This window comes from Corynebacterium sp. KPL4035 (assembly GCF_037908325.1).
Taxonomy (GTDB): domain Bacteria; phylum Actinomycetota; class Actinomycetes; order Mycobacteriales; family Mycobacteriaceae; genus Corynebacterium; species Corynebacterium kefirresidentii.
Genome location: NZ_JBBMGF010000002.1, coordinates 73,609 through 98,679 on the forward strand (window position 1 = coordinate 73,609; position 25,071 = coordinate 98,679).

General features: G+C 56.3%; 26 protein-coding genes and 2 tRNA genes. 16 read left to right on the forward strand and 12 right to left on the reverse strand.

Annotated features, from left to right (window positions below):
- The first annotated feature begins 28 nt into the window (after positions 1 to 28).
- The 5 genes from WMP96_RS02115 to WMP96_RS02135 all read left to right on the forward strand — a co-directional run bounded on the left by WMP96_RS02115 (position 29) and on the right by WMP96_RS02135 (position 4,641).
- Positions 29 to 577: an RNA polymerase sigma factor gene (locus WMP96_RS02115; protein WP_023020188.1), complete on the forward strand. Its 549-nt coding sequence runs from the start codon at positions 29 to 31 to the stop codon at positions 575 to 577.
- A gap of 84 nt (positions 578 to 661) precedes the next feature.
- Positions 662 to 1,588 (forward strand): thioredoxin-disulfide reductase, encoded by a 927-nt coding sequence (trxB, locus tag WMP96_RS02120; RefSeq protein WP_023020189.1) that lies wholly within the window; start codon positions 662 to 664, stop codon positions 1,586 to 1,588.
- A gap of 6 nt (positions 1,589 to 1,594) precedes the next feature.
- Positions 1,595 to 1,918: a thioredoxin gene (gene trxA, locus WMP96_RS02125; protein ID WP_023020190.1), complete on the forward strand. Its 324-nt coding sequence runs from the start codon at positions 1,595 to 1,597 to the stop codon at positions 1,916 to 1,918.
- Between the two features lie 85 nt (positions 1,919 to 2,003).
- The gene (locus WMP96_RS02130; protein WP_023020191.1) at positions 2,004 to 3,185 is read left to right on the forward strand and encodes an N-acetylmuramoyl-L-alanine amidase; all 1,182 of its coding nucleotides are present in this window, start codon (positions 2,004 to 2,006) and stop codon (positions 3,183 to 3,185) included.
- Positions 3,186 to 3,279: 94 nt separating this feature from the next.
- Complete coding sequence (locus tag WMP96_RS02135; protein ID WP_436406969.1) at positions 3,280 to 4,641, forward strand: MFS transporter; 1,362 nt, start codon at positions 3,280 to 3,282, stop codon at positions 4,639 to 4,641.
- 592 nt (positions 4,642 to 5,233) lie between these two features.
- Here the strand turns inward: WMP96_RS02135 and WMP96_RS02140 are convergent.
- Genes WMP96_RS02140 through rpmH form a run of 7 tightly spaced genes read right to left on the reverse strand, consistent with a single transcriptional unit; the run spans position 5,234 to position 9,532 of the window.
- Positions 5,234 to 6,274: a ParB/RepB/Spo0J family partition protein gene (locus WMP96_RS02140; RefSeq protein WP_301732842.1), complete on the reverse strand. Its 1,041-nt coding sequence runs from the start codon at positions 6,272 to 6,274 to the stop codon at positions 5,234 to 5,236.
- Positions 6,275 to 6,280: 6 nt separating this feature from the next.
- On the reverse strand, positions 6,281 to 7,129 hold the full coding sequence (locus WMP96_RS02145) for a ParA family protein (RefSeq protein ID WP_023020194.1): 849 nt from the start codon (positions 7,127 to 7,129) through the stop codon (positions 6,281 to 6,283).
- Between the two features lie 10 nt (positions 7,130 to 7,139).
- Positions 7,140 to 7,739 carry a 16S rRNA (guanine(527)-N(7))-methyltransferase RsmG gene (gene rsmG, locus WMP96_RS02150; RefSeq protein ID WP_049359070.1) on the reverse strand — a complete coding sequence of 200 codons (600 nt, stop codon included), beginning with the start codon at positions 7,737 to 7,739 and terminating at the stop codon, positions 7,140 to 7,142.
- A 29-nt stretch (positions 7,740 to 7,768) separates the two neighbouring features.
- Positions 7,769 to 8,746: a membrane protein insertase YidC gene (gene yidC / locus WMP96_RS02155; protein WP_239206128.1), complete on the reverse strand. Its 978-nt coding sequence runs from the start codon at positions 8,744 to 8,746 to the stop codon at positions 7,769 to 7,771.
- A 13-nt stretch (positions 8,747 to 8,759) separates the two neighbouring features.
- Complete coding sequence (yidD, locus tag WMP96_RS02160) at positions 8,760 to 8,975, reverse strand: membrane protein insertion efficiency factor YidD (protein WP_259887629.1); 216 nt, start codon at positions 8,973 to 8,975, stop codon at positions 8,760 to 8,762.
- Positions 8,976 to 9,022: 47 nt separating this feature from the next.
- The gene (gene rnpA, locus WMP96_RS02165; RefSeq protein ID WP_023020197.1) at positions 9,023 to 9,385 is read right to left on the reverse strand and encodes a ribonuclease P protein component; all 363 of its coding nucleotides are present in this window, start codon (positions 9,383 to 9,385) and stop codon (positions 9,023 to 9,025) included.
- Positions 9,386 to 9,388: 3 nt separating this feature from the next.
- Positions 9,389 to 9,532 (reverse strand): 50S ribosomal protein L34, encoded by a 144-nt coding sequence (gene rpmH, locus WMP96_RS02170; RefSeq protein ID WP_003847033.1) that lies wholly within the window; start codon positions 9,530 to 9,532, stop codon positions 9,389 to 9,391.
- A 669-nt stretch (positions 9,533 to 10,201) separates the two neighbouring features.
- Between rpmH and dnaA the strand changes: the two genes are divergently transcribed.
- The 5 genes from dnaA to gyrB all read left to right on the forward strand — a co-directional run bounded on the left by dnaA (position 10,202) and on the right by gyrB (position 17,702).
- Positions 10,202 to 11,839, forward strand: a complete 1,638-nt coding sequence (dnaA, locus tag WMP96_RS02175) for a chromosomal replication initiator protein DnaA (RefSeq protein WP_340432074.1) — start codon at positions 10,202 to 10,204, stop codon at positions 11,837 to 11,839.
- A gap of 699 nt (positions 11,840 to 12,538) precedes the next feature.
- On the forward strand, positions 12,539 to 13,720 hold the full coding sequence (gene dnaN / locus WMP96_RS02180; RefSeq protein ID WP_248100278.1) for a DNA polymerase III subunit beta: 1,182 nt from the start codon (positions 12,539 to 12,541) through the stop codon (positions 13,718 to 13,720).
- Entirely contained in the window at positions 13,720 to 14,913 is a 1,194-nt protein-coding gene (gene recF / locus WMP96_RS02185) for a DNA replication/repair protein RecF (RefSeq protein ID WP_301716426.1), read from the forward strand. The genes dnaN and recF overlap by 1 nt, the downstream gene beginning before the upstream one ends.
- Positions 14,906 to 15,475, forward strand: a complete 570-nt coding sequence (locus WMP96_RS02190) for a DciA family protein (RefSeq protein ID WP_340432078.1) — start codon at positions 14,906 to 14,908, stop codon at positions 15,473 to 15,475. The genes recF and WMP96_RS02190 overlap by 8 nt, the downstream gene beginning before the upstream one ends.
- Before the next feature lie 157 nt (positions 15,476 to 15,632).
- Positions 15,633 to 17,702: a DNA topoisomerase (ATP-hydrolyzing) subunit B gene (gyrB, locus tag WMP96_RS02195; protein ID WP_301732839.1), complete on the forward strand. Its 2,070-nt coding sequence runs from the start codon at positions 15,633 to 15,635 to the stop codon at positions 17,700 to 17,702.
- Between the two features lie 70 nt (positions 17,703 to 17,772).
- Here gyrB and WMP96_RS02200 read toward each other — a convergent pair whose 3' ends face one another.
- Genes WMP96_RS02200 through WMP96_RS02220 form a run of 5 tightly spaced genes read right to left on the reverse strand, consistent with a single transcriptional unit; the run spans position 17,773 to position 20,630 of the window.
- Positions 17,773 to 19,248 (reverse strand): MFS transporter, encoded by a 1,476-nt coding sequence (locus WMP96_RS02200; protein WP_340432080.1) that lies wholly within the window; start codon positions 19,246 to 19,248, stop codon positions 17,773 to 17,775.
- 41 nt (positions 19,249 to 19,289) lie between these two features.
- Positions 19,290 to 19,727: a DUF6918 family protein gene (locus WMP96_RS02205; RefSeq protein ID WP_301716429.1), complete on the reverse strand. Its 438-nt coding sequence runs from the start codon at positions 19,725 to 19,727 to the stop codon at positions 19,290 to 19,292.
- Between the two features lie 20 nt (positions 19,728 to 19,747).
- Complete coding sequence (locus WMP96_RS02210) at positions 19,748 to 20,104, reverse strand: hypothetical protein (protein WP_023020205.1); 357 nt, start codon at positions 20,102 to 20,104, stop codon at positions 19,748 to 19,750.
- 37 nt (positions 20,105 to 20,141) lie between these two features.
- On the reverse strand, positions 20,142 to 20,402 hold the full coding sequence (locus WMP96_RS02215; RefSeq protein ID WP_301716430.1) for a cell filamentation protein Fic: 261 nt from the start codon (positions 20,400 to 20,402) through the stop codon (positions 20,142 to 20,144).
- A 6-nt stretch (positions 20,403 to 20,408) separates the two neighbouring features.
- Positions 20,409 to 20,630 carry a CopG family transcriptional regulator gene (locus tag WMP96_RS02220; RefSeq protein ID WP_086588404.1) on the reverse strand — a complete coding sequence of 74 codons (222 nt, stop codon included), beginning with the start codon at positions 20,628 to 20,630 and terminating at the stop codon, positions 20,409 to 20,411.
- A 78-nt stretch (positions 20,631 to 20,708) separates the two neighbouring features.
- Here WMP96_RS02220 and gyrA point away from each other — a divergent pair, with 78 nt between their 5' ends.
- The 6 genes from gyrA to WMP96_RS02250 all read left to right on the forward strand — a co-directional run bounded on the left by gyrA (position 20,709) and on the right by WMP96_RS02250 (position 25,065).
- Positions 20,709 to 23,261 carry a DNA gyrase subunit A gene (gene gyrA, locus WMP96_RS02225; protein WP_301716431.1) on the forward strand — a complete coding sequence of 851 codons (2,553 nt, stop codon included), beginning with the start codon at positions 20,709 to 20,711 and terminating at the stop codon, positions 23,259 to 23,261.
- 3 nt (positions 23,262 to 23,264) lie between these two features.
- Positions 23,265 to 23,603, forward strand: coding sequence for a DUF3566 domain-containing protein (locus WMP96_RS02230; RefSeq protein WP_023020209.1), 339 nt, complete (start codon positions 23,265 to 23,267; stop codon positions 23,601 to 23,603).
- 161 nt (positions 23,604 to 23,764) lie between these two features.
- Positions 23,765 to 23,841, forward strand: a tRNA-Ile gene (locus WMP96_RS02235).
- Positions 23,842 to 23,850: 9 nt separating this feature from the next.
- A tRNA-Ala gene (locus WMP96_RS02240) sits at positions 23,851 to 23,923 on the forward strand.
- 161 nt (positions 23,924 to 24,084) lie between these two features.
- Entirely contained in the window at positions 24,085 to 24,513 is a 429-nt protein-coding gene (locus WMP96_RS02245; protein ID WP_301716433.1) for an MmcQ/YjbR family DNA-binding protein, read from the forward strand.
- Between the two features lie 66 nt (positions 24,514 to 24,579).
- On the forward strand, positions 24,580 to 25,065 hold the full coding sequence (locus WMP96_RS02250) for a MarR family winged helix-turn-helix transcriptional regulator (protein ID WP_301716434.1): 486 nt from the start codon (positions 24,580 to 24,582) through the stop codon (positions 25,063 to 25,065).
- Positions 25,066 to 25,071 lie beyond the last annotated feature (6 nt).

Genomic DNA, 25,071 nt, shown 5'->3' on the forward strand with positions numbered 1-25,071 from the left:
CAGTTGTTGATCCGGGGGGAATCTACATATGACACTGAGTCATGACCGCAGTGACGAAGAATTAGTTGATGCTTTCATTGAAGGGGATAATAAGGCCTTTTCCACCATCGTGGAACGCCACCGCACGCGGCTGACCACCGTGGCACGCCGCTACACCAAAAACGATCACGATGCCCAAGATGTGGTCCAGGAAGCCTTCCTGCGCGCCAGCTGCAACCTGCACTCGTATCGCCGCGAATCCGCGCTATCAACCTGGCTACACCGGCTGGTGAAAAATTCTGGCTATGACTACCTCAACCATCGCTCGAATAGGGAAAATGCCTCATTAGATACGGAGGACTTCGACGACGATCGCAACCCGCTGCTCGCGCATAATCCTTCCGAAAACCTAGCGGAGCAGCTGGCGGTGCGCGAAGCCATGCAGTTGCTGCGCGAGGATCAACGCGAAGCGCTGGTGCTTACCGACGTCGCCGGGTTCCGCGTCGGAGAAGTTGCCACTGCTCAAGGAGTAAAGCCCGGCACCATTAAATCCCGCTGCGCCCGAGCGAGGGAAGTCCTACGCGCGGCCATTGGGTGAGTTTGCTAATACCGACGTTTGTCAGTGTGGCGGGTAGACTCATGGCGTTACGCGAAACCACACTCTGATTTAAGGGAGTTAGCAATGACCGTCCACGATGTTGCCATCGTAGGTTCCGGCCCTGCCGGTTATACCGCCGCGCTGTACGCGGCACGCGCCGAGCTCAACCCGATTGTCTTCGAGGGCTTCGAGTACGGCGGCGAGCTTATGAATACTACCGAGGTAGAAAATTACCCCGGCTTCCAAAAGGGCATCATGGGCCCTGAGCTGATGGAGGAAATGCGCGCCCAGGCCATCCGCTTCGGTGCGGATTTGCGCATGGAAGTCGTTGACTCGATAGAGCTAGAAGGCGATATTAAGAAGCTGCACGTGGGTGACGAGTTCTTCGAGGCCCGCGCCGTCATCCTCGCCACCGGTGCCGCCCCGCGCCACCTTGGCGTTCCAGGTGAGGAAGAACTTACCGGCCGCGGCGTTTCTACCTGCGCTACGTGCGATGGCTTCTTCTTCAAGGACCACAATATTGCTGTTATCGGCGGCGGCGACTCCGCCATGGAGGAAGCAACCTTCCTCACCAAGTTCGCGGACTCCGTCACCATTGTGAACCGCTCCGAGAACTTCCGCGCCTCTAAAATCATGCTGGAGCGCGCCCAGGCCAATGAGAAGATTAAATGGGAGACTAATAAGGTCGTCGAAGAGGTCATTGAAGCCGACGGCAAAGTTGGCGGTCTCAAGCTCAAGGACGTCACCAACGGCGAGACCTCTACCTTGGACGTGACTGCCATGTTCGTAGCAATTGGCCATGATCCGCGCTCTTCCTTCCTCAATGGTCAGGTCGAGCTAAATGACAATGGCTATGTTGTAGTTGAACAACCCACCACCAAGACCTCCCAGCCTGGCGTTTTTGCCTGCGGTGATTTGGTGGATGACCACTACCAGCAGGCAATTACCGCGGCCGGCTCCGGTTGCCGCGCGGCAATTGATGCGGAACATTTCCTCGCAGAAAGCCGTTAATTCAGTATGAGCAACGTCAAGAAAGTAACCACCGATACCTTCCGCAAGGACGTCATCGAGTCCGATAAGCCCGTCGTCGTCGACTTCTGGGCCGAATGGTGCGGCCCCTGCAAGAAGCTATCCCCCATCTTGGAAGAGGTAGCAGAGGAGCTAGACGGCGAGGTCACCATCGCCAAAGTCAACGTCGACGAAGAGCGCAACCTAGGTGCCATGTTCCAGATCATGTCCATCCCTAACGTGCTGATTTTCAACCACGGCGAGAAGGTAGACGAATTTGTTGGTCTGCGTTCTAAAGATGACATCGTGGCGCAAGTGAAAAAGCAACTTTAACTGTTAATCTAATTCCTATTAGATTAAGCGTGTAGAAATTCTGAAATGCGGCCCCTAAACACGGGCTGTGAAAGGGGTAAAAGACGTGAACCGCGTTCTTCGAGTCGGCGATACAAGCGTGCGTGTAGCTGAGGCTCGCGCCACCTTGGCCCGTCTCGGCCTCTTGTCAGATTTCAAGGGGGAACTTTCTGCGTGGAAAAAGCAGAAGTACTCCGAGAGCGACAAGAGCTTTGATGCCAATTTGTCTGAGGTCCTCAAGGCCTTCCAGCAATCGCGCGGCATCGTGCCCACGGGAGAGATCGATGATCTCACCCTGCGCGAACTGCGCCAGGCCTCGTATACGCTCGGCAGCCGTGTACTTGCCTACGAGCCCGCAAATGAGCTCGTGGGTGATGATATCTCGCAGCTCCAGCAACAGCTGCAGGAGCTGGGCTTTTACCAGCAGCGCGTAGACGGCCATTTTGGCACCAATACCTACGCGGCGCTCAAGGAATACCAACACAACTGTGGCTTGCAAGAAGATGGTGTATGCGGTCCCGCCACCATCCGCGCCCTCAGTCTGCTTGGCCGCCGTATCACCGGCGGATCCGCGCACAATATCCAAGAGCGCGAGCGCGTGCGCAACGCCGGCCCTAAACTGGCGGGCAAGCGCGTTGTGATCGATCCCGCCTTGAGCGGCGGCGACGCCGGCCAACAGGTCAAGGGACGCTTTGGTGATATTTCTGAGCAAGAGATCCTGTGGGACCTCACCCAACGCATCGAGGGACGCATGATTGCCGCCGGCATGGAGACCATCATCTCCCGTCCTCGGACCTCCGATGCGGACGTGAAGTCCCGCGCGGAGTTGGCCAACGCCTTCGATGCGGACATTGTCATCTCTTTGGCTTGTGATTCCTACCCCAATGAGAAGGCCAATGGTGTTGCCACCTTCTATTTCGGTTCCGAATCCGGCAATTCCTCGCTTATTGGTGAGACCCTATCCGGCTTTATCCAGCGTGAGATTGTCGCACGCACCGAGCTGCTGGACTGCGGCAACCACGGCCGCACCTGGGATCTGCTTCGCCTGACCCAAATGCCGGTCATCCAGATCGTGCTGGGCTACCTCACCAACCCAGAAGACATAAAGATCCTCACCAATCCGTCCCGCCGCGACGATATTGCTGAGGCCATCGTCATCGCGGTAAAGCGTATGTATCTCATGGATCAGGATACAGTTGTGACAGGTACCTATAAATTTTCTGAACTCCTTCAAGCTGAGCAGTCCTAAGTCAACGAGATCTGCCCACAAATCTTGGTTCGAAGCGAATCATTCGATTAGTATCTACTGATAATCTTCATTTCTACTATTTGAATGGATCTTCATGATGGATGCTTCGAGCCCCTCCGCGATCTCTCCCAAGGAAATGGGACGTGTAGTAGCTGCAACCACAATCGGTACGGCGATTGAATGGTACGACTATTTTCTATACGCTGCAGTAGCCGGACTCGTTTTTAACCAAGTAATGTTTTCTCCCTTAACCGGAAGTTTGGCCAGCATCGTGTCTTTCGCTTCTGTGGGCCTATCGTTTTTGTTTCGGCCCCTCGGTGCGTTTTTAGCCGGCTACTATGGAGATCGCTACGGTCGACGAATCGTCCTCATGGTCACACTTTTCTCCATGGGGGGCGCAACCACGTTAATCGGCCTCTTACCTACTTACGAAACGGTAGGTCTATGGGCTCCCATTATGCTCATTTTTCTCCGCATTATTCAAGGCGTATCCGCTGGAGGGGAGTGGGGATCAGCGGTATTGCTGGCGGTTGAACATGCTCCGAACCAGAAGCGTGGCCTTTACGGTGCCGGACCCCAAATTGGAGTTCCCATCGGTCTTCTCATGTCCTCGGGAATTTTATCCATTATGAATAGAATTGCGCCCGGAGATGCATTCTTTCAATGGGGTTGGCGCGTCCCCTTCTTACTTTCCTTCGTGTTGGTTGTCGTGGGCTACGTAGTAAGAATCGGCGTCGATGAATCGCCGGTTTTCAAAGTTATAGCGGGCAACAAAAGTCATGAGGGCCCGAATCCCATTGGAGTTCTCTTCAAACAGCATCTACCTCTTGTATTTGTCGCCGCACTGGTATTTGCAGGCAACGGAGCTGTAGGTTATATGACAGCAGGAGGCTATATTCAAAATTATGCCACCAACCCAGAAGGACCCATTTCCTTTGAGCGCGGTGATGTGCTCAACGCAGTTACTTTGTCTGCCGTAACTTGGTTAATATTCACGCTATTCGCCGGCTGGGTGTCGGACTATATCGGTCGACGAAGGACTTATCTCATTGGATTTCTCGTACAGGCAATTGGAGCTGGAATACTCTTCCCACTGGTCAACTCAGCTTCACTGGGCCTTCTTTATGTCGCGCTTATCTTTCTAACTGTAGGCCTAGGATTAACTTATGGTGCCCAGTCCGCCATGTATGCTGAGCTCTACCCTGCATCCGTTCGTGCATCAGGGGTATCGATATCTTATGCCATTGGATCAATTCTCGGCGGCGCATTTGCACCTATGATCGCTGCATCTTTAGTAGATGCAACAGGCACAACAGTTGCGGTTACAATCTATCTAGTAGCTGCAAGCCTCGTAGGTTTTACTGCTATCTTGCTTCTCCAAGAAAGAAAAGGTATCCCTCTTAGCCCTGATTTTGAAACGGAACAATCTAAAAGTCCGTTTATTTTTGGTAAGTAACCTAAACAACGGTAGAACTGAGCCATCCGATTCCCATAATCTTCACTGTGACTATTTTATGGTCAATTCGTGGAGTTTCGGACAAATGATCCGAGTCGAACACGCTCTGCTTGACAGGCTGTAGCTGTCATTGAACGATTCTGAATCAGAATAGGAGAGTAACGCCAACGTCCCTCTCTGACGGCCTTTCAACCCGAGCAGATCAAAAGTGCAATTTAGGGGTGTACCAATTACTTCTTCTACTTTTCACTTTGACAAAGAGTACCGATTTCCTTGCAAGTGAATTGTAAAACTTCACAGAGAGGTATTTAACTACATAAAGCAAAATCGGCAGCAATGCAATAATTGCAAATAATTCATCATCCCAAAGTTAGCAACATTCTATTGAACGACACAAGACCCCCTTTGGGATCCTACGTCCGTATCAAATCTAAATACCTGGAGACGTCAATCGAAAGTTCAGAAAGCCATTAGCCTGACTTTAGGAGTTAAATAATCAGTGCTGCTACTAAAGCCTGCCTTGGGATTAAAAGATCGAATATTTTAAGTGACCGCAAAATAGCATTTGTTTAAACTTTCCATCTTTCGAAAGTTATCCACCTGGCTGCATTAGTGCCATGATGCGCTCAAAATCTTCTTGATCACCAAATTCCACGATCATCTTGCCCTTGCGTTTGCCCATGGTCACGGTGACTTTGGTGTCAAAGCGGTCCGATAGGCGCTCGGCAGAATCGGTAAAGTACTGTGGCTGTGGCGCCGACTGCTTCTTTTTTGATTCGGCCGGCTTGCCATCGCGCTTATAAAGGGTGACTGCCTCCTCAGTGGCGCGGACAGACAGGCCCTCCGCGATGATGCGGTTGGCTATATATTCCATCGCCTCCGTGTCATCCAAAGATAGAAGCGCACGCGCGTGGCCGGCGGATAAGGTACCAGCGGCTACACGTTTTTGTACCTCTACCGGCAGCTTAAGCAGGCGCAGCATATTGGTCACCTGTGGGCGCGAGCGGCCAATGCGGTCCGCCAGCTCGTTCTGGGTAACGCCAAACTCTTCCAATAGCTGCTGGTAGGCGTGTGCCTCTTCCAGAGGGTTGAGCTGCACGCGATGGATGTTTTCCAGCAGGGCATCGCGCAGCAGGTTGTCATCCTTGGTATCGCGCACGATGGCTGGAATAGTAGCCAGACCCGCCTTGGAAGAAGCGCGCCAACGGCGCTCACCCATGATGAGCTCGAAGCCACCCTCCTCGGAAGGGCGAACAACGATGGGCTGCAAGAGGCCAAACTCGCGGATCGAGTGAACGAGCTCGCCCAGCTCATCCTCGTCGAAGACGGTGCGTGGCTGCTTCGGATTAGGGATGATATCCCCAATGGAAATCTCACGGTAGGTCGCACCGATGGGAGCCGGGGTGGCCTGACGCTTCTTCGAAGATTGTGAGCCAGAACCCTGTTGAATGGTGGGCGCGCCCTTTACACGCTTGCCGTCGCCGCCCTTGCGGCCAGGCTGCGGGGTGGCATTTCCCAAGATGATATCCGCCGCGGAATCTCCCAGCCGCGGCTTGCGGGTAGGGGCATCAGGGCCGGATGGGATGAGTGCGGCGAGACCCTTGCCGAGTCCACCTTGCTTCTGTTCTGCCATGAGTTCCTATCCTTCCAATTCCGCGTAAATCTCTGGGCTCACGCCAATCGCCCCGGTGGTCGGGTGCGGGCGATAATCGCCGCGCCGGTTAAGCTCGCGCGCCGCCGCAAGATAGGCGCGGGCACCGGTGGACGAAGGAGCGTAATCAATAACCGTAGTACCGTATCCCGGCGCCTCCGAAACGCGCACGGAGCGCGGGATAACATTGCCCAACACCACGGCACCAAATTGCTCGCGAACGTTATCTGCCACATCTTCTGCCAAGCGCGTGCGGGCGTCATACATGGTCAACAGCACGGCGGAGATATGCAGATCCTCGTTGAGGTGTTCACGGATCATGGAAATATTTCCCAGCAACTGGCCCACACCCTCGAGGGCGTAGTACTCGCATTGAATCGGGATGATGACCTCTTCCGCGCACGTCATCGCATTGATGGTAAGCAAACCTAGCGATGGCGGGCAGTCAATGAAAACGTATTCGAAGCCATGCTCCTCGAGGAAGCCATTATGCAGGGCGTCATAAAGCCGAAATTCGCGGCGTACCAAGGAGACCATTTCAATCTCCGCGCCAGCTAAATCGATGGTGGCGGGGATGCAAAAAAGGTTCTCGTTGTGCGAAGAAGGTTGCATAGCCTTCTCGGCGCTGCAGTCCCCGAGGAGCACCTCATAGCTGGAATCGGTGCCGGAATTATGTTCCGCACCCATGGCCGTGGAAGCATTTCCCTGCGGGTCGAGATCGATCACCAGCACTTTCTTGCCCTCTGCGGCAAGCGCTGCGGCCAAGTTGGCGGCGGAGGTGGTTTTGCCTACGCCGCCTTTCTGGTTAGCAATGGTGATAAGGCGCGGATTAGTCATGCCGTCTACTTTAGTTCACGCGCGGGACACGAATGATCGTGGTTCCCTCGATGGTGCTGACCTCGGCCTTTCCACCGCCGGCCTTCTTGATATCAGCGGCATCGCGTTCTAGTTCTTCGTGTACGGAAGAGCCCTTCAGTGCGATCATCTCGCCCCCCTTGCGCACTAGCGGCAGCGACCACTTCGCAAGCTTTCCCAGGGGCGCGACGGCGCGCGAGGTCACCACATCGGCCCCCGCCACGGCCTTTTTGATCGGGCCTTCTTCAGCTCGGCCGCGCAGGACCGTCACGTTGTCGAGACCGAGCTCTTCTACCACCTCGTTGAGGTAGTTATAGCGCTTTAATAGCGGCTCGATCAGGGTTATCCGCAGATCTGGACGCGCAATGGCCAGCGGAATGCCAGGCAGTCCGGCGCCCGAGCCTACATCGATGACCGTGGCACCCTCGGGGATTGCCTGCTTGACGACGGCGCAGTTAATAATGTGCCTGTCCCACAAACGCGGCACCTCCCGTGGGCCTATAAAACCACGAGTGGACCCGTCTGTAGCGAGCGAATCATGGTAAGCCTGCGCGAGGGGCAAGCGGGAGCCGAATACTACTGACGGGTCCATCTTGGACACGATGGGGTTCTCCTCCGTGTTTATTTGTTTTTGCGCTGTTTCTTGGTGCGGTTGTCCTTCTTGCGGGCACCCGGCTTAGGTGCGGAAGTGCGCTTGGCCTCAGCCTTCGCGGCTTCCTCTTCTTCTTCCTCGCGGTCCATCTTGGCATAGACGATGCGGGTTTGGAAGAAGGTCCAGACCGTATTGGCCATCATGTAGAACAGCAAACCGATTGGCCAGATGAAGCCGGAGAAGATCAACATGGCTGGCATGACCCAGAGCATCATCTTGGACATCATGGCCATTTGCTGCTGCATCATTTCCGCATTCTGGCCCTGTGGCGCTTGGGTCTTACCGGCGGCGCGGCGCTGTTCCTGGCGGTTTAGGCTCATGCGGGCGTTGAAGTGCGTCATGACCGCAATGATGGCGATCATCGGAACGATGATTACGGCGGCCTGGCTGGTGGTTACGCCCTCCACAATCGGCGAGTTCAAGCGCAGGTTGGTGACCAGCGGGACATCGAAAATCTTGGCATCCAAGAACTGCTGGACCAGGTCCGGCTTAAAGATGTAGTTTGCGGTATTAGCGTTTTCCTCAATGGACATTGGATCGCCGCTGGGGTGGCCAATGCCACCGGCTACTGCAACGGTGCGGTCGAAGGAGCGCAGTACGTGGAACAAACCAACGAACATTGGAATCTGCACGAATACCGGCAGGCAGCCGGCCATTGGACGAACGCCAGATTCCTTGTAGACCTTCTGCATTTCCTGTGCAGCCTTGGTCTGATCGTTGCCGTACTTCGCACGGATTTCCTGCACCTTAGGCTGGATTTCCTGCATTTTGCGCGAGGAACGAATCTGGCTGATAGTCGGCTTGACCATCAGCGCCTTAAGCGTCCAGGTCAGCAGCACAATGGCCAGAATCCACGTAATGCCCCAGGATGGGTCCATTACGAGGGAAAGCAGCCAGTGCCAGAACCATAAAACGGCCGAAATTGGCCAATAAATGAAATTAAGCACGAGTGTTTAATCCTCAGTTGTTGTTGGTATCCGGAACCGGATCAAATCCGCCCGGATGCCAGGGGCCACATTTGCAGACCCTGGCAATTGCCATCGCCGTACCCTTGAATGCGCCATGTTTGGATAGCGCTTCAAGGGCATAAGCACTGCATGTCGGTTCAAACCGACAGGTCGATACCATCTTAAGGCCAGAGACATGTTTTTGGTAGAAACGAACCACTTTGACCATTGGTTTGGCCAATCCTCTGGCTGGGGGAATTTCCTCCCCGCGGGAATTTAGATATCCCATTGCTTGCGCAGTGCTTTAGCAAGATCTTTTTCTAATTGCTCACTGCTAGCAGTGGCGCTAGCGGGCAGTGCACGAATGACCACATCCACGCTGGCAGGCAGCTTGGGAATGAAAGTCATGCACACATGGCGAAGCCGTCGGGAGGTGCGGTGGCGAACCACTGCATTCCCGACGGCTTTAGAAACAATTAAGCCAAAGCGCGGCCCAGTGGCTGCGATTTCGGCTTCCTTGTCCGTACCTGCGTTATCGCGCGCATGCACGACTACCGTACGAGTGCCCGCCCGGCGACTGCCCTTCATCGTGCGCCGAAACTGTGTCGGCGATGTGAGCTTGTGCTGGGCCGGAAGCATAACTTACGCAGTCAGCTTTGCGCGGCCCTTCTTGCGACGAGCCGCAACGATTGCGCGACCTGCACGAGTGCTCATGCGGGTGCGGAAACCGTGCTTACGAGCACGACGACGGTTGTTCGGCTGGAACGTGCGCTTACCCTTTGCCACGTTAATTCTCCTTGAAGTTGTGCGTAGGCACACCACCGCTAACAGCGGCGCACCCACTGATGATTAGATTCCATGAACCTGACGCATCACAGTCTCTCCGGTGCACGGCGAGCCGACGGGCCCAGCCAGTGCGAGGTGACGCTGTCACTTTCACGCGCAACTCTTTGTTGCAATAGACCATGCCAGATTACGTGATTTCTGCCGCTAGAAACAAATCGACACCCGGGTACACCCGAAATTACATAAATGTTTTTTCCTGCAGCTAGGCGGCCAGATTCCGGGCTCTTACTGCGCCGAATCCACCGCACTGGAAGACCTATCCAGATCGGCGTCCAGGGGGTGAATTTTTCTCACTAGACACACCCGCCGCTTCGGCGGTACAACAGAAGAATCAAATTCCACAGCCAAGCCTGGCATGTGGATAACTCTAAATCAACGCTTGAGACTTTTGTAGTTTCCGCAGCTTAATGCCATAAACCGGCCTATGAAGAGTTATCCACAGCCATGAACTAAGCTGTGAATAACTCTTTCATCCACACCTGTGGATAACTCTGTGGAGATCGAGGTGACTCGATAAAAACCACTGTGAAAACCACGGTGGAATCCACGGTGAAAATTGTTATTCAATGTCCACCCGTTCCCGACTAAATTCCACAAAGGTAGCCTGTTGTGACTGACCCACAAGCGAGCCTGCATGCCATTTGGCGCGCGGTCGTTGATGACCTGCTCGCACAATCCGAGCAACCCAATTCCGAGGTCCCTAGTTTTTCCCATTCACAGCGCCTTTACCTCCAACTGGTCCGCCCCATCATGATGGTCGAGGGCTACACCCTCGTCGCCGCCGAGAATCTCGATGCCAAAAATGTGGTCGAAAATGAATTGGGCGAGTACATCGCCAAGGCCTTAACCCGACACCTCGGACGTCCCTGCTCCTTCGCGGTTACCTTGGCTACTCCGCAAGAACCACAACCACCAGCCACAGAGCCTTCTCCCCAGGCAGCTCCCCCGCAACAGCAGCAGGCTCCGCAAGCGCAACAACCCCAGCGCACGGAGCCTCCCCAGAACTACATTCCGCGCCCGCAACACTCTGATACCGGTTCACAACCGGCACCCGCCCAAAACAACTGGCAATCCAGCCATGCCCCAGCCAGCTTGGATGAGCTTGCCCAGCACTATAACCAGCAGCAGGCGCAGTCCGCGGGAAATTTCACCGATGCTAGCTCTAATTCCGCTCGCATCCCGCGCGAGGCTCCGGCACATGATCCCAACCGTGAAACTTCACTGAATCCGAAGCACACCTTCGATAGCTTCGTTATCGGGTCTTCGAATCGTTTTGCCAATGGTGCAGCCGTTGCCGTGGCCGAAAATCCCGCCCGTGCATATAACCCACTATTCATCTGGGGTGGCTCTGGTCTAGGCAAAACGCACCTTTTGCACGCCGCTGGTAATTACGCCCAGGTGCTGCACCCGGGTTTGCGCGTGAAATATGTGTCTTCGGAAGAATTTACGAATGACTATATTAATTCGCTGCGTGATGACCGCCAGGAATCCTTCAAACGGCGCTACCGCAATCTCGACATCTTGATGGTCGATGATATCCAGTTCTTGGAGGGCAAAGAATCCACCCAGGAAGAGTTCTTCCATACTTTCAATGCGCTGCACCAAGCCAATAAGCAGATCATTTTGTCTTCGGACCGCCCGCCGAAGCAGCTGACAACGCTGGAGGATCGCCTCCGCACGCGCTTTGAAGGCGGTCTTATTACCGATATTCAGCCACCAGATCTGGAAACGCGCATCGCGATTTTGATGAAGAAGGCGGCAAATGACGGCACCGAGGTGGATCGCTCCGTGCTTGAGCTCATTGCCTCGCGCTTTGAATCTTCCATTCGCGAGCTCGAAGGCGCACTTATCCGTGTTTCGGCCTATTCCTCTTTGGTAGATGAGCCAATCAACGTAGAGATGGCGGAAATCGCATTGCGCGATTTGGCCCCGGATTCCGCTGATCGAAAGATTACCGCTACCTCAATCATGGAGGTCACGGCAGACTTCTTCGATATTGATGTAGAAACTCTGCGCGGCGCCGGCAAGAAGCGCGCGGTAGCGCATGCTCGCCAGCTGGCAATGTATTTGTGCCGCGAGCTTACCGAGCTATCCCTGCCCAAGATCGGTGAACAGTTCGGCGGTAAGGACCACACCACCGTCATTTATGCCGATCGCAAAATCCGCAAAGAGATGACTGAAAAGCGCAATACCTATGACGAGATCCAGGCGCTTACCCAACGCATCAAGAATCGCAGTCGCGCCTAAGTCTTAGCGTGCTGCCTCAGCGCTCTCCTTTATATAAGGAGGGCGCTTTTGTTTTCCCGATCCCGCTTCCCAGATTTCGCCCGGGTCACTTGGGGTTGAAACCAGCTAGAAAGCTAGACAGAATCCTCCACGCCGCACCGGCACACCCGTGTAATTTCACAAATAAGGCCCGAAACCCTCTAAAAAGGGCCGTTTATCTGCAAGAAAGGTTATCCACAGCGTTATTCACACTTGTGTAATTTCAACTTTGTAATTCATAGATCTTACTCACAGTTTTTAATTCCACAGGCCTTGTGCTGGGAGAACCACCCTGTGATCAGTGTTGTGTGTAGATCAGTGATCAAATGACAAAACCTGTGGATAAAACGGCGATCCCACTAGTTGTCCACAATTCACCCCGATTGATCACAGCAAGATCACAAGATTTGCCACACCCCGGATCTGCGCCATGAACTTGTCATTTACCTAGTTACCCACAGATCCCACACCGCTTATTACTACTACTAAATTATTTCTCTGATCTGTATAGAAGAAAGAGGGTGTGTGGAATTCGGCCCGCCCCGCCTCCGGCCAGGCGCGGATCGAGCGGGCAAAGATGGAATTACACGTTGTGGCGCACCGCGCCCAATGCGGTAAGTTGGAAGCCAGTCTTTTGTAAGTAACAAATTTCCTACTTGCCTCAGAGGAGCTCTTCGCACCATGGATGAAGCCGTGTCATTTCGCGTTGCCAAAGATGACCTTGCCAACGCCGTAGCGTGGGTTGCTCGCAGCCTGCCTTCCAAGGTCACTCAGCCCGTGCTTCGCGCGATGTTGATCACCGCGGATGACAATGGTCTTGAGTTCACCGGCTTCGATTATGAGGTTTCTACCCGCGTCCGCATCGCCGGCATGGTGGATGAGCCCGGACAGATTGCGGTAGCCGGCAAGCTCCTCTCCGATATCGTTGCTTCTTTGCCCAACAAGGAAGTAGAGATCTCCCAGGTAGATTCCAAGGCACTGGTTACTTGTGGTTCCTCTCGCTTCGAGCTGCCACTGATCCCACTGGATGATTACCCTCAGCTTCCGGTATTGCCAGAGGTTACGGGCACTATCCAGCCACAGCTTTTCGTCGAGGCCATCCACCAGGTCGCTGCCGCAGCCGGCAAGGATGACACTTTGCCTATGCTCACCGGTGTGCACATGGATATCCATGGCAAAGACATTGAGATGACGGCAACGGACCGCTTCCGTCTGGCCATGCGCACCTTGGAATGGGAGCCGAAGTCCCCGGATGTCGAAGCCAAGCTATTGGTACCTGCTAAGACCCTCCAGGAAACCGGTCGTTCCCTGGACCCGCATCTCAACATTCCGGTAGAGATTGCCGTAGGTACCGATGACAATATTGGTGCGGATGGTCTCTTTGGTTTGCACGCGGATAACCGCGAAACCACCACGCGCATGCTGGATGCGGACTTCCCCAATGTGCAGCCGCTGCTGCCGAAGAATCACACCAATATTGCCTCCATTGAGGTGGCTCCGCTGCAGGAAGCAATCCGTCGCGTTTCTTTGCTGACGGATCGCAATGCACAGATTCGCATGGAATTCGCCGATGGTCAGGTAACCCTATCTGCCGGCGCGGATGCCGGTAATGCGACCGAGACCTTGCCGTGCGCCTTCCATGGCCGCGATGAGTTTCTCATTGCCTTCAATCCGGGCTACCTCAAAGATGGCTTGGCCGTCATCAACACCGACCGCGTGGTCTTCGGCTTCACCGAGCCTTCCCGCCCAGCCATTATGATCCCAGAACCGGAAGAGCTGCCTGAGGCCGATGAAGATGGCAACTTCCCCACGCCGAAGACCAACTTCACCTACCTGCTCATGCCGGTTCGCCTGCCGGGCTAATGTACGTCAGGGATCTCGATGTTCGGGATTTTCGCTCATGGCCCGAACTTAATGTGCAGCTAGGGCCCGGGATCACCCTTTTTGTCGGGCGCAATGGCTTTGGCAAGACCAATATCGTCGAGGCCATTGGTTATACTGCCCATCTTTCCTCCCATCGCGTATCTCACGATGCACCGTTGGTGCGGCAGGGTGCCGATAGTGCACGGGTGTCTATTACCGCGGTGAACCAGGGCCGCGAGCTCACTACCCATTTGCTGATTAAACCCCACGCGGCCAATCAAGCGCAGATCAATCGCACGCGCCTGCGCAGCCCCCGTGAGCTGCTGGGCGTGGTAAAAACGGTGCTCTTTTCCCCGGAGGATTTGGCCTTGGTGCGCGGGGAGCCGGCCGGACGGCGCGCTTATCTCGATAGCATCATTGCCTCGCGGACTCCGCGCCTTGCGGGTGTAAAGGCCGACTATGACAAGGTACTCAAGCAGCGCAATGCCTTGCTGAAATCAGCCTCCGGCAGCCTGCGCCGCGGCTATTCCGATAGCGACGGTGCCGCCGCATTGGCTACCTTGGATACTTGGGATGCGCAGCTTGCCCGGCTCGGCGCCCAAGTAATCGCCGCGCGCCTTGCGCTTGTCGACGCCCTCTTGGACCACATCCCCGCCGCTTATTCCGGCCTGGCACCAGAATCGCGGCCGGCGCAGGTGGAATATAAGTCCACTATCGATACCTCGGATCGCGAGGTACTAGAGGCCGTCTTGCTTACCGAGTTGGCCACCGCCCGGCAGCGCGAGATTGAACGCGGCATTTCCCTGGTGGGCCCGCACCGCGACGATCTGGTGCTTAATCTGGGTGATCAGCCGGCCAAGGGCTTTGCCAGCCATGGTGAGACGTGGTCCTATGCCATTGCGCTGCGCCTGGCGGAGTTTAATCTGCTGCGGCAAGAGGGAGGATCGGATCCGGTGCTCATTTTGGATGATGTATTTGCCGAGCTTGACGCCAAGCGCCGCAAGCAGCTTGTCCACCTGGCCGCCGAGGCCGAGCAGGTGCTCATTACCGCGGCGGTAGATGAGGACCTACCGGGGAACTTGGAACCCATCGTGCGCTACCGCGTGAGCGTGGAAGATACCGATACCGGCCGCATCTCCAAGCTCAGCGCTGAGGATGCCGTTGAGGATGGGGATGGTGACAAGGATGAGTGAGGAACAAGGGGGCGTCGGCAAGCAGCGCATTGATCCTGTCACCCAGTACTTTAAATTGCTACGGTCCACCTCCAAGAACCCGCCGAAGCTAACCCGCCCTGTGCCAAAGATGCCGGTGCCCTCTCTGGAGAAGGCACAAAAGCAGGGGTATATGGGCTATCAACGGGGCATTCCTACGGGACCAGATGGCAGGAAGAAACGGCGAACGCTGGCGGTGCCGAGCCTGGGAGCCCAAATCAGCCGCGAGGTAGTCAATCGCGGCTGGGAGCACGACTTGGCCAATGGTTGGGTGATGGGTAATTGGGAGAATCTCGTGGGCGAGCGCATCGCCGCCCATACGCAGCCGCAACGGATTAAGGACAAGGTTGTCTATGTGTCCTGCGATAACTCCACCTGGGCTACGGAGCTGCGCTATCTGCAGCGACAAATCCTGCGGAAAATCTCTGACCGCCTAGGCCCGGATGTCATTGTTGAGCTGCGCATTCATGGGCCCAAGCAGCAGCGAAATTATGAGGGGCGGCAGTGGGTGAAACCACAAGGATCGCAAGATACGTATGGCTAATAAGTTGCACTTGGATCCGACCTTTAAATCCTAAATAACCTCAGAGCGCGCCAGATTCCTATCTCTCACGGGTGTGGGGTGTCTTTCAGTAGGGGGTATCCGTGTAGAATAGTTAAGGTCTTAGAATTAGCTATAGCCAAAAGGAGAGCACGAATCCGTGGCTGAAGAACACGCATATGATGCCGGGTCAATTACGATCCTGGAGGGCCTCGAGGCCGTCCGTAAGCGCCCCGGCATGTACATTGGTTCGACCGGTTCGCGCGGCCTGCACCACCTCATTTGGGAGATCGTTGATAACTCCGTCGATGAGGCTATGGCCGGCTACGCCGATAAGGTTACCGTCAAACTGCTGGAAGATGGCGGCGTCGAGGTCATCGATAATGGCCGTGGTATCCCGGTAGAAATGCACGCCTCCGGCGCACCTACCGTCCAAGTGGTCATGACGCAGCTGCACGCTGGCGGTAAATTCGACTCCGACTCCTACGCCGTATCTGGCGGCCTGCACGGCGTCGGCATTTCCGTGGTGAACGCACTTTCTACCCGCGTAGAAGCGGAAATTAAACGCGATGGTAAGCACTGGTATCAAAACTTCCAGAATGCCGTCCCGGATGATCTCGTTGAGGGTGGCAACGCCCGCGGCACGGGTACCAAGATCCGCTTCTGGGCGGATCCGGAAGTATTTGAAACTACCGAGTACGATTACGACATCATTGCTCGCCGCCTGCAGGAAATGGCCTTCCTGAATAAGGGCCTATCCATTGAGCTCATCGATGAGCGCGTTACCGAAGAGCAGATCGAGCTGGAAGAAATAGCCGATGCAGAATCCGGCGAGACCAGTGCGGATGAAACCTCCTTCGATGATGCCCCGGACGCTGGCGATACTTTCAACGAAGAATCCGGTGAAGCGGCGGAAGCTGCGGCGGAAAAGAAGCGCCGCAAGAAGGTCACCTTCCACTACCCGGATGGCTTGACCGATTACGTCAAGTACCTCAATAAGTCCAAGACCGCGATCCACCCGACTATCGTTTCTTTCGATGCCAAGGGCGAAGATCATGAGGTGGAAGTAGCACTGCAGTGGAATCAGGGCTATAAGCAGTCCGTGCACACTTTTGCTAATACCATCAATACCCACGAGGGCGGCACGCACGAAGAAGGCTTCCGCGCGGCCCTAACCTCCTTGATGAACCGCTATGCCAAGGAGCATAAGCTCATCAAGGAAAAGGATGGCAACCTCTCCGGCGATGACTGCCGCGAGGGCTTGGCCGCCGTCATTTCCGTCAAGGTGGGCGATCCGCAGTTCGAGGGCCAGACCAAGACCAAGCTGGGCAATTCCGAAATCAAGGGCTTTGTCCAGCGTGCGGTGAACGAGCACGTCAATGACTGGTTCGATGCCAATCCGGCTGAGGCAAAGGCCATTATCAATAAGGCCGTGTCCTCCGCACATGCTCGCATGGCTGCCCGCAAGGCCCGCGAGATGGTGCGCCGCAAATCCGCCACCGACCTGGGCGGATTGCCCGGCAAGCTCGCGGATTGCCGCTCCAAGGACCCGAAGATTTCCGAGCTCTACATCGTGGAGGGTGACTCCGCAGGTGGTTCCGCTAAGGGCGGCCGTGATTCCATGTTCCAGGCCATCTTGCCTCTGCGCGGCAAGATCTTGAACGTGGAGAAGGCCCGCATGGATAAGGTCCTCAAGAATGCTGAGGTCCAGGCGATTATTACTGCACTGGGTACCGGTATCCACGAGGAGTTTGATATCAAGAAGCTGCGCTACGACAAGATCGTGCTCATGGCCGATGCTGACGTCGACGGCCAGCACATTGCTACGCTGCTATTGACCCTGCTCTTCCGCTTTATGCCACAGCTGGTTGAGGACGGGCACGTGTACCTGGCTAACCCGCCGCTGTACAAGCTCAAGTGGTCCAAGGGCACTCCGGGCTATGCCTTTTCCGACGACGAGCGCGATAAGCTGTTGGCCGAGGGTCTGGAGCAAAACCGCAAGATCAACAAGGATGACGGCATCCAGCGCTACAAGGGTCTGGGCGAGATGAACGCCGCCGAGCTATGGGAAACTACGCTCGACCCGAGCACCCGCATCCTGCGCCGCGTGGATTTGGAAGACGCGCAGCGCGCCGATGAGCTCTTCTCCATCCTCATGGGTGACGATGTCTCGGCCCGCCGCTCCTTCATTACCCGCCGCGCCAAGGACGTCCGCTTCCTAGACATCTAAACCGCAGCACAAAGCCCACCGTGGAAAATACTGCGGTGGGCTTTAATTGTGGCGTTTTAAAGCGCGAGCCCTAGGCCTGGGAGCTGCGCTGATCCGCTACGGCGAATCCCAGGGAGGCTAGGCACATGGCTAGGATGACGCCGAAGCCGGCGACGATGGAAAGCGGCCAGTCCGCGTTCGTGCCGTGCAGGGTGGCAAAGACTGTGGCCGTGATGACGGCAAGACCGATGGCCGTGCCGATGCGCTGGCCGGTCTGGAGGACAGCGCCCGACGATCCAGCGTAGGCCTGAGGGACATGTGCCAAGGTGAGCGTCTGGTTAGGGGAGATGACCGAGCCTTGCCCGCCGCCCACCAAGGAGAGCGACAGGACCATCCACCATTCGCTGGTACCCCATTGCTCGGTGGCCCAGATGAGCGCAATGGTGGAAACGAGCCCGGAGATGGTCACCATCATGCCGATAACCACGACCTTGCGGCCGTGGACGGACACTGACCGGCCGGCCAGTGTGGCAGAAATAGAGCTCAACAAAGCGGCCGGAATGCCTACGGATCCGGCAGCGAGGGCGGAGTGCCCGAGACCGCTTTGGAAGTAGAGCGCGACGAGCACCCAAATGCTGGTAATGCCCATGAACCATAAGGTGGCGATGATGGTGCCATTGCGAAAGCTCGCAGTAGCAAAGATATTAAGATCCACCATTGGTGGATGACCGGTGGCCTTGTGTCGTCGCTCCCACAGCACCCATGCCACCAGCAAAAACGCGCCCAGGAGCAGCAGCCACCACACGCCAGGTGTTCCAGAAGACTCCATAAAGGGGAAGAGGATGGCCCACACGGCGGCGCCAAGGATGACAGCACCAATGGGATCAAGGGTGGCTAGGGTCTTGAAAATTCCCAGTTTATTGCCCATTTCATCGCGTACACGAGAAAACAGCGGCCGCGGAAACCACATCAATCCCAAGATGATGGCAAAAAGGCCGACGGGGAAATTGACCAGCATAGTCAACCGCCAGCCCAGGTCCGCGCCACCCAGGCGTATGAGTAGGCCACCAAGTACCGGTCCAATGGCCACGGCGAGGCCCACCGTGGAGCCAAAATAGCCGAAGGCACGGGCCCGCTCGGGGCCGCGGAAGTATTGCTGGATCATGCCCACACCCTGGGGAGTAAGCAGGCCAGCACCTATGCCTTGGATAAAGCGGGCGGCATTGAGTGCCTCAGCATTAGGGGCAAAACCGGCGACTGCGGCGCTGATGGAATAGATAGCGATGCCAGCTAGAAAGATGCCGCCGCGGCCGACGAGATCTCCGGCGCGGCCGGCCGCCACGAGGATGACGCCGAAGGTGAGCGCATAGCCGGAGAGCACCCACTGTACATCCGAATTAGAGGCCCCTAAACCCGATTGAATAGAGGGCAGGGCCACATTAACAATGGATACGCTCAGCAGCGACATAAAGAGCGCCGTGAGCAAAACGATAAGTACCCGCCAGCGAGCGGGATCTTGGCCGGCAGGGTACTCGGTCTGGTTAGCTGCGGAAGTAGTCACTTCCACACTTATACCTGGCGTTTAGAAGGCGATTCAACTGCCGGAATCTACATATGCTTCTGCAGCACGCGGCCGAAATCCGGAACCGCAGGGGTGAGGAATTTCGAAGCCTTAGCGCGCAGGGAGTTATAAGGCTTGGATAGTGCGGGGGAGTTGACCTGCTCGGCATGCTTATCGGCTACCGCCATGATGGCATCACTGACCTCGGCGCTGCGCGGCTCCAGGAAGGAACCGAAATCCTGCTCAGAGCTGTTTTCAAACTCTTGCCAGTGCGGGTCCATAGCGTCGAGAACATCCGGTAGCACGCGGCTTAGCGCCTTGGTGATGATGGCGGAGTCGACCTTCTTCGCGGCGGCGACTGCGCCCTTCAGCGCCATGCCGGTAATGCCCGATTGCTTGGCGACGACCCTCTCAACCAGCTCGCCACAATCGCTTATCACCGCAGTGCGCTGCGGACCTGACATAAGTTCAGAAAGATGTGCCATGCTGCACCACCTTACGCGAATTAAGCCGGCTGTCCCGGCAGGCCAGGAAGGTTGGCCTGAATGGCAGCAATCTGATCGGCGATCTGGCCCAAGCCAGCATCGCGGGCTGCCTTTTCCAGATCCACGTTGGGGGAGTAGAGGGCCACGGCGCTGGCCAGGGCGGTGACGCCCGCGGCCGCTGCGGTGATGATCAACGTGAGATCCAGCTGGGAAGAACCGGTAGAGGAACCACCAGTCTGGCCCTGTTCAAATTCCGGATTTACCTCGTCTTTCCAGGAATCCGCCTCAGCTGCAGTAGCGGTAGGAGCAGTGACGGCGGTGGCAGCTAGGGCAACGGCCGTAAGGCTCGATACGGCGATCTTCTTGACGTGGGACATGGTGCTAGTTCCTTCCTTGGGTCACTCTTCCCAAAACTTAGGCAACTTCTTTAACACTAAGGTAGACGCGCACGGTGAACTTTGCGAACTCTGCGTTATACCCGCTCAGCGCCGGAACGCGGGCTAAAACCTCCGCCATAGCGCGGGCGGCATCGCGGTGGCTATCGTGGATGGCTATTCCTTCCACCTTGGCAGTGCTGGCCGCCGCAGCGGCCGCAAGAGCAGCAAAATTGGTGATGCGGACGTTAAAGCGCGCGCAAAACTCGCGTGCCAAAAGGTAGAGCTGTTCGGTACTCATAATCACCTAGGACTGAGTGGGCCGGGCGCGGCGGATTTCCGCCTCCAGTTCAGCGCGGCCGGGGAGGAGGGCGCGGGCGGTGGATTGCACGTGGGCGTCGGCAAGCGTGCGGGCTGCCGCCGCAACGATGGCGCGCACTACCGCTTCATGTTTGGAGGTACCCTGCGCCGAGGCCAGCAGGGTGAGCGCGTGGTCTTGTTCGGCCGTAAGCCGCAATGTCATTGCCATGCCTTAGTGGTACCACGGTGATACCATGCGTGCGGTAATTCGGGCCCTGAAAGGCGCTAAAGGGTAGAATCTGGCGTTATGAGTGACAATAACGACGATCTTTTTGATCGCATATTTCCCATTGACATTAATGAGGAGATGGAGTCGAGCTACATCGACTACGCCATGTCCGTCATCGTCGGCCGTGCCCTGCCGGAGGTGCGCGATGGACTAAAGCCGGTGCACCGCCGCATCCTCTACGCGATGTTCGATTCCGGTTACCGCCCGGAGCGCGGCTACGTAAAGTCCGCCCGCCCGGTCTCGGACACCATGGGTCAGTTCCACCCGCACGGTGACTCCGCCATCTATGACACCTTGGTGCGCTTGGCCCAGTCGTGGAATATGCGCTACCCACTGGTGGATGGCCAGGGTAACTTCGGCTCCCGCGGTAACGATGGCCCAGCAGCAATGCGTTATACGGAGTGTAAGCTCACTCCGCTGGCCATGGAGATGGTGCGCGATATCCGCGAAAACACCGTTGATTTCTCGCCCAACTACGATGGCAAAACCAGCGAGCCGGACGTACTGCCGTCCCGCGTTCCAAACCTGCTGATGAACGGTTCGGGCGGCATTGCCGTGGGTATGGCCACCAATATCCCTCCGCATAACCTCAACGAGCTGGCTGAGGCCATCTACTGGCTACTGGATAATCCAGACGCCGATGAAGAGGCTGCGCTGGAAGCCTGCATGGAACGCGTCAAGGGCCCGGATTTCCCCACCGCGGGCCTCATCGTGGGCGATCAGGGCATCAAGGATGCCTACACCACCGGCCGCGGATCCATCCGCATGCGCGGTGTGACCTCCATCGAGGAGTCTGGATCCCGCCAGACCATTGTGATTACCGAGCTGCCGTTCCAGGTCAACCCGGATAACCTCATCTCCAATATCGCGGAGTCCGTGGCCAGCGGCAAGATCGCGGGTATTTCCAAGATTGAGGATGAATCCTCCGACCGCGTTGGCATGCGCATCGTCGTCACCCTCAAGCGCGACGCCGTGGCTCGCGTGGTGCTCAATAACCTCTACAAGCACTCTCAGCTGCAGACGTCCTTCGGCGCGAATATGCTCTCCATTGTCGATGGCGTGCCGCGCACCCTCCGCCTGGATCAGATGCTGCGCTACTACGTGGAGCACCAGATCGAGGTCATCGTTCGCCGTACCCAGTACCGCCTGAATGAGGCCGAAAAGCGCGCCCACATTCTGCGCGGTTTGGTCAAGGCCCTAGACATGCTCGATGAGGTCATTGCCCTCATCCGCCGTTCGCCCACCGTGGACGAGGCACGCGAGGGCTTGAAGGAGCTTCTCGACGTCGACGATATCCAGGCCGACGCCATCCTGGCCATGCAGCTGCGCAAACTGGCTGCCCTGGAACGCCAAAAGATCATCGATGAGTTGGCGGAAATCGAGCGCGAGATCGCTGATCTGAAGGATATCCTCGCCCGCGAGGAGCGCCAGCGCCAGATTGTCCACGATGAGCTGGCAGAGATCGTCGATAAGTATGGCGATGAACGCCGCACCGAAATCATTCCGGCAACCGGCGATGTGACCGATGAGGATCTTATTGCCCGCGAAAACGTTGTAGTTACCATTACTTCTACGGGCTACGCTAAGCGCACCAAGGTGGATTCCTACAAGGCGCAAAAGCGTGGTGGCAAGGGCGTACGCGGCGCTGAGCTCAAGCAGGACGATATTGTCAAGAACTTCTTCGTCTGCTCCACTCACGACTGGATCTTGTTCTTTACCAACTTCGGCCGCGTCTACCGCCTCAAGGCTTATGAGCTGCCAGAGGCCGGTCGCGCCGCTCGTGGCCAGCACGTGGCAAACCTGCTGGAATTCCAGCCGGAAGAAAAGATTGCCCAGGTCATCCAGATCCAGTCCTACGAGGATGCTCCTTACCTGGTTCTCGCTACCCAGCAGGGCCGCGTGAAGAAGTCCCGTTTGACCGATTATGAGTCCGCGCGTTCCGCTGGCCTTATCGCCATCAACCTCAACGAGGGCGATGCTCTCATTGGCGCACAGCTCGTCTCCGAGGGCGACGACATCCTGCTCACCTCCGAGCAAGGACAGGCCATCCGCTTTACTGCGGACGACGACCAGCTGCGCCCCATGGGCCGCGCTACCGCTGGTGTGAAGGGCATGCGCTTCCGCGGCGATGACCAGCTGCTGTCCATGTCCGTGGTCCACGATGGCGAATTCCTCTTGGTTGCCACCTCCGGCGGCTACGGTAAGCGCACCGCTATCGAGGAATACACTACGCAGGGCCGCGGTGGCCTGGGTGTCATGACCTTCAAGTACACCCCGAAGCGCGGCAAGCTAATCGGCGCCATCTCTGTGGATGAGGATGATGAAATCTTCGCCATTACCTCCGCCGGCGGCGTCATCCGCACCGAGGTGGACCAGATTCGTCCGTCCTCCCGTGCCACGATGGGCGTGCGCTTGGTCAACCTGGGTGACGATGTCGAACTGCTTGCCATCGACCGCAACGTGGAAGAAGATGGTGAGGAAGACGCTCAGGCCGTGGCTAAGGGCGAAAAGACCGTGGATGAGGTCCAGCAGGAGCACAAGGCTGGCGATGCTTCCAAGGATGAGGAGTAATTAATGGCACGACGAGACATAACGATTACGCGAATCTCGCCTATTTCGGCGTTCCGCGTCGGTCTGGCCCTGTCACTCGTCGGACTGATCGCCTGGATGCTGGCCGTATGCCTGCTTTATATTGGCCTGAACCAGGTGGGGATTTGGGAATCGCTCAATAGCCTCGTCGGCGGCGTCGGCGGCGGATTCGAGGTCACCTTCGGTGTCGTCATCTCCGCCTCCGCGCTCATCGGCGTTATTTTCGCCGTTCTCCTTACATTGCTGGCGCCTCTGATGGCGGTTATTTATAACGCCATCGTGGACGTCTTTGGCGGCCTGCGAGTCGACTTAGACAACCGCTAGCACCTCTCTTGCGTTTGAAGATGCCGGTACCTTCGGGTGCCGGCATTTTTCTTTCTTCAGTACGAATCTTCCCCTTTTGCTAATGGTCTGAAAAGCTTCTTGAGCAGGCGATTTGTATAAATCCGGGGATAGTATGTAGAGTTAGTTCTCGTTCCGCACAAGGGCCTATAGCTCAGTCGGTTAGAGCGCATCGCTGATAACGATGAGGTCGCTGGTTCGATTCCAGCTAGGCCCACCACGGAACAATGGGGCATTAGCTCAATTGGTAGAGCATCTGCTTTGCAAGCAGAAGGTCAGGAGTTCGATTCTCCTATGCTCCACAGCATGAAGTCCGGCCTCCTCTTCGGAGGGGCCGGACATTTTTTATTTCCGCGGTCGTTCCCAAGCGCACTGAGAAGTGACACAATGGCGAGCGCTCCACTCGGATCACCATTTTCGTCCATATAAACCGGCAAAACCGTCGACGAAAACCGAGGTTTGGATGGACGATATCGTTGAAGACAGCACTAAGCCAGTCTCGAAGAGGGAGCCGATGATGGATGGCAGTGGCCTCTACACAGTTGCACGGCAGCGCGCCGAAGAGATGCTCGGCTCGCAGGTACAGCATCCTTTCGGGCCCGACTGGGAAGTATTCAAGGTACGCGACAAAATTTTCCTGTTACTGACAGCGGTGACAGGTCAACAGCAAATGATCATTAAGGCCGAGCCGGAGGACTGCCAAGCGCTACAGCAGCAGTATTCGTTCATTGCGCCGGGCTACCACATGAATAAGCGGCATTGGGTTTCCGTCTACCCACACGCAGAACTGGACCAACAGCTGATAGAGGAGTTAGTCACGGATTCCTATCGTTTGGTGGCGGAGAAGCTGCCAAGAGGGCAGCGGCCGATCGATACGTCCTTTGGGCACTAAGGTCTTTGCGTTTAGGGCAGTGATGAGTCACTTTAGAATCAAAGCCAAGTTGATAGAATAAATCCCATGACCGAGCGCGATGACTACTGGCTAAATGATGAAGAACTCGCATCATTTATGTCCCTAATGAGCGTAAATATTCGCTTGACCAATATTTTGGATGCTCAGCTGCGCGATGACGCAGGCCTGAGCTTTTTTGAATATACGGTGCTCTCTCGACTATCTGAGGCGGAAAATCGCGAGATGCGTATGCGTGATCTGGCGATTACCGCCAATGGATCTTTGTCTCGCTTGAGCCAGGTCGTTACGCGCCTAGAAAAGCAAGGGTGGGTCGTGCGCCAGCCGTGCCCGACTGACGGCCGCACCACCATGGCACAGCTGACGGATAGCGGCTGGGATAAGGTAGTAGAGACCGCGCCTGGACACGCTAAGCAGGCTCGGAAGTCCGTAATGGATAACTTGGCCCGCACGCAGATCCGCCAGATGCTGCAGATCAATCAGCGGATCATTAAAGCCATTGAGAATGATGAGCGCTACGGTGGGCGCTATTAGGCAGCT